The sequence below is a fragment of the Leisingera sp. F5 genome, assembly GCF_001593695.1.
In genome coordinates, this window is record NZ_LUKH01000425.1 from 1 (window position 1) to 2,506 (window position 2,506).

Consider the following 2,506-nt stretch of genomic DNA (forward strand, 5'->3'; position numbering starts at 1 on the left):
CGAACACTCCTCTTGCGGCCATCAGGCCCAGAAACAAACCGCCCACAGACAATCCAACGGACAGAACAACATAAAGTGCGGCCTGCCCGAAGGCGCCGCGCTCAATCAGGTTGGCGGTCTCCAAGGAGAACGCCGAGAAGGTGGTGAACCCGCCCAGAAGCCCGGTCATCACCAAGGGGCTGAGGTGGGTCAGCCCGCGCATTGCCGCAGCAACCACAAACATCCCCATCAGAAAGGAGCCGATCACGTTGACGGTGATCACCGCCACCGGAAAGTCATGGTGCCCCAGAACCCGGATGATGCCCAGCCCGGCCAGATAGCGGCACACCGCCCCGATTGCGCCGCCCAGGGCCACCATGGAAACCGAAGAAATCATCCCCGTCCTGTCGCCGGCACAGGCAGGGATGTCAAGTTTTGCCCGTATTGCACGGCGCGCAGGGCTGACGCTGTCCGCCCCTTCCTCTTGCCAAAAATATCCCCGCCGGAGGCAGCGGCTTTGCAGGCAAAGCCGCTTTACTTGTTCCGCTTCAGCCTGAGGTTCGCAAAATAGTCCGTACGCCGTTTCAGCTCGCGCTCAAACCCGCGCTCCACCGGCTGGTACAACACAGGCCGCTTCACCCCGTCGGGGAAGTAATTCTGGCCGGAAAAACCATCCTCGGCGTCATGGTCATAGGCATAGCCATCGCCGTATCCTTGCTCCGACATCAGCTTGGTCGGCGCGTTCAGGATGTGCTTGGGCGGCGGCGCGCTGCCGGTGGTCTTGGCCAGACGGCGGGCGGCCTTGATGCCCACATAGACCGCATTGGATTTCGGCGCCAGCGCCAGATATACAGCGGCATTGGCCAACGCCAGTTCGCCCTCCGGACTGCCGAGCCGCTCGTAAGTCTGCCAGGCATTAAGACAGACAGTATTGGCCTGCGGGTCGGCCATGCCGATGTCCTCGGTCGACATCATCGTGAGCCGCCGGGCCAGGAACCGCGGGTCCTCGCCGCCCTCCAGCATCCGCGCCAGCCAATACAATGCCGCATCCGGGTCCGAGCCGCGGATGGATTTGTGCAGGGCGGAAATCAGGTTGTAATGCTCATCCCCGGATTTGTCGAACTTGGCCGCTCGGCGCATCAGCCGCGTAGCCAGCGCCTCGCGCCCCAGAGAGGCCTCCACCTTCCAAGCGGCAACCTGCTCAATCAGGTTCAACAGCGCGCGGCCGTCGCCATCAGCCATCTCATGCAGCGCGTCTCGGGCATCGCCTGACAACGGCAGCGCCCGGCCCAGTTCCTTCTCGGCGCGCTGGGTCAGGCGTTCGAGGTCCGCCAGCGACAGACGCTCCAGCACCAAAACCTGGCTGCGCGACAGTACAGCCGCGTTCAGCTCAAACGAGGGGTTCTCGGTTGTCGCCCCCACCAGCAGGATGGTGCCATCCTCCATATGCGGCAGGAAGCCGTCCTGCTGGGCCTTGTTGAAGCGGTGGATCTCGTCGACGAACAGCAGTGTGCCCTGGCCGTTCTGGCGGCGGATCTTTGCGGCCTCGAAGACCTTGCGCAGCTCCGGCACCCCGGTGAAGATCGCCGAGATCTGCACAAAATGCAGGTCGGTCTCCTGCGCCAGCAGCCGCGCGATGGTGGTCTTGCCCACCCCCGGCGGCCCCCAGAAGATCAACGACGACAGCGAGCCGGACGCCAGCATCACCCCCAGCGGCGCCTCCGGCCCCAGCACCTGTTGCTGGCCGATCACCTCCGCCAGCGACTGCGGCCGCAGCCGGTCGGCCAGCGGCCGGTTTGGCTGCGGCGCATCGCTGTCTGCAGTCGCAGGGCTGCCGAACAGATCCGCCATCAGGTCCGGAACCGCAGGGTGACACGCTGGCCGCGCCGGTTCAGGTCCAGCTGAATCCAGCGGCCGCTGTTTGCCAGAATTGCATAGACGTCATCGGTGCTGGCAACAGGCTGGCCATTCACCGCCAAGAGTGCGTCGCCGGGCTGCACCCCGCCGCGTCCGGCATAGGGGCCGGGGTCCGTCACCACCACGCCTTCGGCCGACAGGGGCAGGCCGAGGCGCGCAATCACCTGCGGATTGATCCGCGCCACGGTCAGGCCGGGCAATGCCGTGTCTTCATCCAGCTGCACCGGATTTGCGGGCGGCTGATCAGGTGCCACGATCATCGGCACCGCAATCTCTTCCCGCTCAGCACCGCGCAGCCGGGTGATCGCGGACATGCCGTCCAGTCCCGCGACAGACATGCGGAACACCATCTCGGACGGTGAATTCACCACTTCACCGTCCACATGGGTGATCACATCGCCCACCTTGAATCCCGCCTTGGCAAAGGGGCTCGCGACGTGCAGGTCGGAAATCACCATGCCCTCGGGCACGTCCATCTCCAGCGAGGCCGCCAGATCGGCATCCACTGGCTGCCCGGCCATGCCGGCCCAAGGGCGCTGGAACTCTTCCGCGCCTTTGCGGGCCTGATTGACGAACTCCGTCACCAGGTTTGCAGGGATCGCAAAGCCGA

3 protein-coding genes are annotated in these 2,506 nt (G+C 64.9%); all 3 read right to left on the minus strand.

Annotated features, from left to right (window positions below; translation table 11 throughout):
* On the minus strand, positions 1–376 hold a 376-nt coding region (crcB, locus tag A2I95_RS31330), incomplete at its 3' end, for a fluoride efflux transporter CrcB (protein ID WP_291736103.1).
* A gap of 137 nt (positions 377–513) precedes the next feature.
* Complete coding sequence (locus A2I95_RS31335) at positions 514–1,830, minus strand: replication-associated recombination protein A (protein WP_259995160.1); 1,317 nt, start codon at positions 1,828–1,830, stop codon at positions 514–516.
* Positions 1,830–2,506: PDZ domain-containing protein (locus tag A2I95_RS31340; RefSeq protein ID WP_291736108.1), on the minus strand; the 677-nt coding region annotated here is incomplete at its 5' end. The genes A2I95_RS31340 and A2I95_RS31335, both read right to left, overlap by 1 nt.